This window comes from Streptomyces flaveus, from assembly GCF_014647675.1.
Taxonomy (GTDB): domain Bacteria; phylum Actinomycetota; class Actinomycetes; order Streptomycetales; family Streptomycetaceae; genus Streptomyces; species Streptomyces flaveus.
The window spans coordinates 142,526-150,069 of record NZ_BMPQ01000020.1 but is presented as its reverse complement, the minus strand read 5'-3'; the positions used below and the strand labels follow the sequence as shown (position 1 = coordinate 150,069).

At 70.7% G+C, this 7,544-nt stretch carries 5 protein-coding genes; all 5 read left to right on the top strand.

Going from position 1 to position 7,544, the window contains the following annotated elements:
- Window positions 1-721, top strand: a 721-nt coding sequence (locus IEZ21_RS31485) for a hypothetical protein (RefSeq protein ID WP_189325255.1), incomplete at its 5' end; no start/stop codon positions are given.
- 5 nt (window positions 722-726) lie between these two features.
- A complete protein-coding gene (locus tag IEZ21_RS31480) occupies window positions 727-3,051 on the top strand; it encodes a WD40 repeat domain-containing protein (protein ID WP_189325254.1) in 2,325 nt (774 codons plus the stop codon).
- 5 nt (window positions 3,052-3,056) lie between these two features.
- The gene (locus tag IEZ21_RS31475; RefSeq protein ID WP_189325253.1) at window positions 3,057-3,671 is read left to right on the top strand and encodes a hypothetical protein; all 615 of its coding nucleotides are present in this window, start codon (window positions 3,057-3,059) and stop codon (window positions 3,669-3,671) included.
- A 5-nt stretch (window positions 3,672-3,676) separates the two neighbouring features.
- Window positions 3,677-5,932, top strand: a complete 2,256-nt coding sequence (locus IEZ21_RS31470) for a WD40 repeat domain-containing protein (RefSeq protein WP_189325252.1) — start codon at window positions 3,677-3,679, stop codon at window positions 5,930-5,932.
- Entirely contained in the window at window positions 5,929-7,539 is a 1,611-nt protein-coding gene (locus IEZ21_RS31465) for an Hsp70 family protein (protein WP_189325251.1), read from the top strand. Before IEZ21_RS31470 ends, IEZ21_RS31465 begins: the two co-directional genes overlap by 4 nt.
- The last annotated feature ends 5 nt before the right edge of the window (window positions 7,540-7,544 follow it).

Here is a 7,544-nt window from a genome sequence, read left to right as displayed (position 1 = left end):
GTTGTTCGAGGCGCTGCGCGCGGCGGACCCGCTGGTGGTCGACGACGGCCTGAGTGCGGTCGCCGTCATGCCGTCGCGCATCGAGCCGGTCCCCATGCCCCTCCCCGACGGCTTCGGCGCGTTCGCCGTACATGCCCTGGACTTCTCGCCGGACGGGCAGCAACTCGCCTACACCGGGAGCCGGCAGAGCGACCGCGGCTTCGCCGGCGTGATGGACCTGCGCCGTCGGCGCTCGCTGCTTCACCGCTCTTTCGAGTTTCGCCTGTCCCAGGTGGCACATCTGGGACCCGCGGGACAGGAATCGATCGTCGTGGCCAGGGCGCACACGCATGCCGCAGACCATGCGTACGCGAAGAAGATCTTCCTGGTCGACCACCTCGGTGCGCGGCCGCTCCCCTTCGAGACCGGCCGTGTCTCGGGACTGGAGCGCATCAAGGGCGACCGTGCCTTCCTTCTGGTGGCCCAACAGGGAACGGCAGCTTCGGATCCCCGGCTCGAGGTCTTCCTCGGTGCAGCCGACGACTCGCCGGCCCAACTGCTCACGCTGTGCGGGAGGAACCTCTTCCCTCCGTGCACAGCCGTGTCCCCGAACGGACGGCTGGCAGTGCTGTCGGCCTGCCTGAAACACCGGTTCCGGCACGACATCGGGATCGGTGACGCGCCGCGAACGGCGCTCGTGGCCGACCACGAGATCGCCCTCGGCCGGGACGGCACGGAGTGAGGCCCATGCGGATACGGATCGCGGTGCTGATGCTGTGGCTGCTTCTCGGGCGGAACTCCCGGTGGCGCCGGAGAGCGCTGGAGGCCGTGCTGCGCGCTGCCGACTCCGGTGCGCCCGTGGCTCTGCGGGCTGCCGCCCGCGCCCTCAAGTCCCTCGGCCCCGAGACCGTGTGGCAGACCTGGCTGGAGCCGACGGTCTCCGGGGTGCCCCCGCAGCGTTGGACGTCCCCGCTCGTGACGGAACTGGCGAGCGGCGCAACGACCGTGCCCGACGTACTCGTGGACGCCGCCTGGAGCGACTGGCACTACGAACACCACCCCGAGTTGTGGTCCTTGCTGAGGGGTTGGAATCGCGCAGCGACGATGGCCTACCCGCAGCTGCGTTTCCTCAGCCGTCTGGCGCTCGGCGACGACGGAGAGACCAGCGGCGGTGAGACCGTCGACGCCCGGTCACTCGCCCGCGCCGCCGCCCGCTTCGACCACCCCATCGGTGAACGGGCCCGCGAGACACTGCTGACCTGTGACGATTCGCGGGCGGTCGATCTGTTCTGCGCGACAGCCGCGGACGCGGATGCGCCGCACGCGGTGGAGTTCTGCAGGACCCACCACCTCGCCCCCGCCGACCCCGCAGAACGCGCCGTGTTCTTCCTGCGCACCGGGCAGCACGAGCAGTACCGGGCAATGGACCCCGACGGAGCGCTTCTGACCGCGCATTACCACGACGCGCCGTCCGAGGAGCGCTCGGCACTGCGCGAGGCCATGACCCGGCTCGGCGGCATCGACATACTCCGTGTGCTGGCCGGACAACGCCATCGGGACAGGGACGTCGCTTCCCTCAACCACAAGGAACGCGCCTATCTGATAGGGCAGTTCACCCGGCAGCGCGACTGGGACCAGCTGTGGCCGTTCACTGTGCTGCTCCCGCTCGCCGACGCCGTCCGAGTGGTCCACTCGTTCGGCGACTGGCGGCCGTCCGGCGCGGACGACCGCCGTGTGTTCGAGACGCTGCTCGCCGCGGGACCGGTGACCAAGCAGGTGAGGGCCCTCTCCACCGGGTCGCCGGCATGGGACACCCCGCACACCCGGATCGTGCTCCGCGACCTGGACGAGCGGGCCACCGACGCCGTCGACCTCGACTTCGCGCCGGACGGCCGCGGGCTCGCTTTCGCCAGTCCCGGCCAGTGCGCCGGGATCGTCGATCTCGACAGCAACACGCTTTCCCGGCTGTATCACTTCACGGGCTCCCTCACGCGGATCGCGCAATTGGGGCCCGACAGCGTCGTCGTCGCGGAGTCCGGACGCGACCGGGGCGGGCACCGGCCCGGCCACACCCGGCTCCATTACTGCGACAGCCAGGGCCGGCAGACGCTCTCCTTCGGGGCCACCCGCGTCGCCCACGTCCGTCAGCTGCGGCGTACCGCCGGTGACCGGTGCTTCCTCGTGCTGTCCGCACAGGGCCGTGTCGAGGATGGGGAATGGACCCTGTTCACCGGGGCAGCCGACGGCCCACTCGTCGACACCGGCATGTTCAGCGGTCGCAACCACCCGGGGCTCACGGCCACCCTGGACCCCGAGGGCCGGATCGTCGCCGTGCTCGACGAGCGGACTGGCCGGGTCGCCGATCTCGCCGACCCCACGGCTGCGGTAACCCTCCGCAACAGCACAGCCGCCGCGGGGGACGGCATGCCGCACGTCGCCATGTCGCCGTCCCTTCTTGTCCGAGGGAATCACCAGGGCCGCGTGCAGGTGTGGCGCGAACCGCTCACCTCCAGGAAGGCACCGGTGTCAAAGCGCCTGTGGCAGCACCAGCACCAAGAGGACAGAAGGCTGATCGGCCTGTCCTGGTCGCCCGCGCTGCAGCGGCTTCTGGCGCTCAGCCAGCGAGGGCCGGCCATCGCGGTGCATCTGCCGAGCCTCAAGGTCCTCGGCACTCCGGCATACGACGACGGGCCGGTCCCCGGCACACGTGTGCCGAAACCGATCCCGCTCGGCCGTGCCGTGCCCGGGGCCCGCCCGTTCATGCGTCTGTCGCCCCAGGGCGATGTCCTCGCCATGGGCGGCGTCCTGCCAGGCCACATCGATCTCTACGCACTGTCCCTCCTCACCGTCCGCCCGTTCATCGGCAAGCCGATGGGACTGATGCGGCACAAGGATCTGACGGCGGTGATCACGGCGCTGGAGAACCCGGTGCTGGACGAGGAGTCCCGGACGACGCTCACACTGCTGCGGACCTGCCTGGAACACCGGTTCCGCCACGACGTGTTGCTCGGGGACGCGCAGGGCACGGCGGTCGCGGTCGTCGACAACCACGAGATCGAGCTGGGCTGGTGAGCCGGATGGCGAAGATGCTCGGCGCACCCCGGGCCGCCCGGCTGACCGAACTCGCCGCACGCCGGCGGGGTGACGGCTCCCGCGGGCTGCGCGCCCGGCGTGCCTGGCGGCAGTTGGTACGGGCGTGCGCCGCGGGCGACCCGGCCGCGCTGGAAGCGGTACGGGCCGCAGCCAGGGACCTGCCCGAGCCCGACGTCTTGGATCTGCTGGTAGTGGGGCCGCAGGAGCCCGCCGACCGGGCCGCGTATCTGACGTTGCTCGGGCAGCGGGAACAACGGCAGGCCATGGATCCGGACGGGGCGCTGCTGGCACTGGCCTACCGGGCCGCGGAACCCGATGTGCGAGAGCGGCTGTGTACGGCCATGGCCGCCGAGGGCGAGGCCGACGTCATCCGGGTCGTGGTCACCGGCGATCGGCGTGACCGCATCGCCGAGATGTCGGACGACGAACTCGACTACCTGGGACACGAGCTGCCCGATCACCGGCGCTGGGACGAGCTGCGCCGGCTCGCAGCGCGCGCGCTCGAGGATCGCTTCGGCGGGGACATCGCTCTCGGCACCGACCCGGTGTCTCCGGGAGGGCCACACGACATCGCGCTCGGCGCCGGCGGCACGGAGTGAGGCCGATGCGGGTACGGATCGCCCTGCTGGTGCTGCGCCTGCGGGCCACCCCGGACTCCGGGCTGGGCCGCTGGGCTATGGGTGCCGTGTTGCGCGCTGCGGATTCCGGCGCGCCCCGGGCCCTGCGCGCTGTCGCCCGCTCCATGGAGACCCACGGCCAGGAGGCGGTGTTCGGGTCGTGGCTGATGCCGTCGGTGTCCGGGCCGTCCCCGGGACGATGGGCTTCCCCTCTCGTGGCGGGACTCCCTGGAGGCCCAACACCCTTACCGGTCATGCTCGTTGACGCCGCGTGGCAGGACTGGCTCGATCAGGAGGATGCCGAGCTGTGGTCACTGCTGAAGCGCTGGGGCCCCGCCCCGACGACCTCCGAGCTCCAAGTGCGTTTCCTCAGCCGCCTGGCGCTCGGCGGGGACGACGTGCCCCTGGAAGAGCGCACGCTCATCGATGCCGCCCTCCGCTTCGACCACCCCATCGGCGAACGTGCCCGGGTCTGGCTGCTCACGCAGGGCGCCCCCGAGACCATCGACCTGTTCTGCGAGGCGGCGCTGGACTCCTCCAGCGCGGCGGCCTTCTGCGCTGAGCATCACCTCGCGCCCGCCGATCCAGTCCAGCGCGCCATCTTCTTCGTACGCACCAGGCAGCTGGAGCAGTATCAGGCGCTGGATCCCGACGGCTCTCTCCTGACGCTCGGCTACCGGGGCGCCTCCGACGAGGAGCGCTCGGTTCTGCGGGTCGAGATGAGCGGACTGGGCATCCTGGACGTGGTGCGCGTGCTGGCGGGACAGAGTTCCCAGCAGGCGGACTTCGCCTACCTCTCCGAGAACGAACGTGCGTATGTGGCAGAGCAGTTGGCGGAGCGGCGTGACTGGGACCGCCTGTGGTCCCTCACGTTGCTGATGTCGCTGCCCGAAGCGGTGCAGACGGCCGACGAGTTCGGTGACTGGCGGCCGAAGGACGAGGACGACCGCCGTGTCTTCGAAGCACTGCGTGCCGCGGACTCGATTGCCGTAGGCCGGTTCGTGGAAGCCCTGGCCGGCGTAGGTCCGTTCAGCTCCCTCCCCCGCACCCGTATCTGGCCGACCGACACCGGCGAGCAGCCGATCGCGGTTCACGCTCTCGACTTCGCCCCGGACGGCACCCAACTCGCCTTCGCCGGACGAGGGCCCAGGCACTGCGCGGGGATCGTGGATCTCGGCAGCCTGACCCTGGTGTGGCTGGACGACGACCTCCCCCATCCGGCACAGCGGATCGCGCATTTGGGCTCTGACGCCATGATCGTCGTGGCGGGCAAGCGGATCCACTACGCCGACGAGAGCGGCACGCGGGCGCTCTACGACCAGCCCGGCGATGTGCGCGACGTGGAGCGCATCGCCGGAGACCGTGCCTTCATCGTGACCGCAAAAAACCCCGAAGTGCCGGCCGCGTGGACGGTGTTCACCGGCCGCTCCGGCGGGCACCTCTCCGACAGCGGCATGCTGCGCGTGCAGGGGCGTATCACTCCGAGGACCGCCGTAGTGGATGCGGAGGGGCGGCTGATCGCCGTGGTCGACGACCCCAGCAACATCGTGGTCGCCGACCTCGCCGACTCTGCTGTGAACAAGCTCAGTGGACCCGGAGTCTTCAGACGCAACGCGAACTCGGCCGCCCTCTCGCCTTCCGCTCTCGTCTGCGGCACCAACTCCGGCGGGCTGCATGTGTGGCACGAACCTCTCACGAACTCACAGACGCCGGTTACGACCCATCCCTGGACGTACGGGACATCCCCGATCCACCTCGCCTGGTCCCCCGCACTGGACCGGTTCCTCGCCGTTACGGGAACGCATCTCCAACTCCTCGACGTGCCGCCGACGCGTGACACACCCCCGCCCGAAGACCCTGTGTCCGAGCAGATCCCCCTCCTCGCTGACCAGCCTCGTGCCAGGGCGAGTTGCGCACGGGTGTCACCGAGGGGAGATCTGCTGGCGGTGGGGGGCCTGGACGAAGGCGCCGTCGACATCTACGTCCTGACCGCCCTCGCCCTTAGTCCATGGATCGCCCACCCCATGGGCGTGATGGGTCACGACGAGCTGACGACAGTGGTCAGGGTGATGGAGCACCCGGTCCTGGACGAATCGTCCCGGCAGGCCCTGGGGTTGCTGCGGATGTGCCTGGAACACCGTTTCCGGCACGACGTCGGGCTCGGCGAGGCGGCAGGGTCGGTAGGGCCGGGCGACTACGAGATCGAACTGGGCGAGCACCCGGAACGTGAGGGAGACGTATGACCACCCGTATCGGCATCGACTTCGGCACCGCCAACACCGTCGTCGCGGGCTGGGACCCCGAGGCGGGCCGCGGCGTCCCCATCCCGCTGCCCGGCGTCGACATGCTGCGCGAGGCCGGCCCCGGACCCACCCAGCGGGTGGTGCCCTCCCTGATCGCCTACGCGCACGACGGAACCACCCGCCGCCTCGGCATCCAGATCACCCCCGAGATGGACGACGACCCCGGCTTCACCGTCTTCGCGTCCACCAAGAGCAACGTCGCCGGACACGCCTACGACGCGGCCCGCCCGGTCGGCGACCGCAAGGTCACCGGCCGGGAGGCGGCCACCCAGTTCCTCAGCGACATCATGGCGCTGGCCCTGCTCACCATCGAGGACGACGACCTGGAGATCGTCGCCACCGCGCCCGTGGAGTCCTTCGACGGCTACCGCGACTGGCTGGTGCGCGAGGTCCGCGAGGGCCTTCCCGCCGCTCGCCTCCGCATCGTCGACGAGGCCACCGCGGCCGCCGTCGGCTACAGCGCCCGGCTCAACCCCGGTGACGCGTTCGCCGTGATCGACTTCGGGGCCGGCACCCTCGACGTCTCCGTCGTCCGGGTGCAGGAGCCCGACGAGGCGGGCTCCGGCGCGGGGGTGCGCACGATCGCGAAGCGGGGGCTGGACCTGGGCGGCAACACCATCGACGCGTTCCTCGCCGAACACGCCCTTAGCCATCTCGCCCTGCCGCACGGTGACCAGATCGGCCGCAACCAGGTCTTCCGCCGCCTCCTGGCCTCCGCCGAGCGGGCCAAACGGGAACTGGCCACCGCCGAGCAGGCCGTCATCCGCGCCGCCGACGCCCGCAGCGACCGTGTGCACCAGGTCACGGTCACCCGCGGCGAGTTCGACGCCCTCCTGCGCGACAAGGGCGTGCTGCGCCGGATCAACCAGGCCCTGCGCTCCTGCCTGGACTCCGCGACCGGGCGCGGCTTCGGCAGCGAGGACATCCGGGGTGTCTTCCTCGTCGGCGGCAGCTGCCTCATTCCGGCTGTGCAGGACCTGGTGCATCTGCATTTCGACCCCGAAGTGGTGCACCTGGACCGGCCCTTGGAGGCGGTGGCCGCCGGGGCGGCCGGCATCGCGGGCGGCAGCGAGTTGTTCGACCACATCCAGCACGACTACGCCATCCGGCATGTCGACCACGACACCGGCGCCTACGAGTTCGAGACCCTGGTGGAAGCCGGCACCGCCTATCCCACCGAGGAACCGGTCAAGACGCTCACCGTCAGGGCGGTGCACGATCGGCAGCGCCGACTCGGCCTGGCCGTCTACGAACTCGCCCACGCCACCTACCGCGACGCCAGTGCCGAGTTGGAGATCTCCTTCGACGCCGGCGGCGGCGCCCGTACCGTCACCGTCACCCCGCAGCAGCGCCAGCAGCGGTCCATGCTCTGGCTCAACGAGGACAGCCCCACCTTCCTGGAAGCCGATCCCCCGGCCACGGCCGGAGAGGACCGCTTCCGCATCGAGTTCCGCATCGACGCCCACAAGCGACTCACCGTCACCGCCTACGACCTGCGCCGTCAGACCCTCGTCCTGGACAGACAGCCGGTCGTCCGCCTGGCGTGAACGCC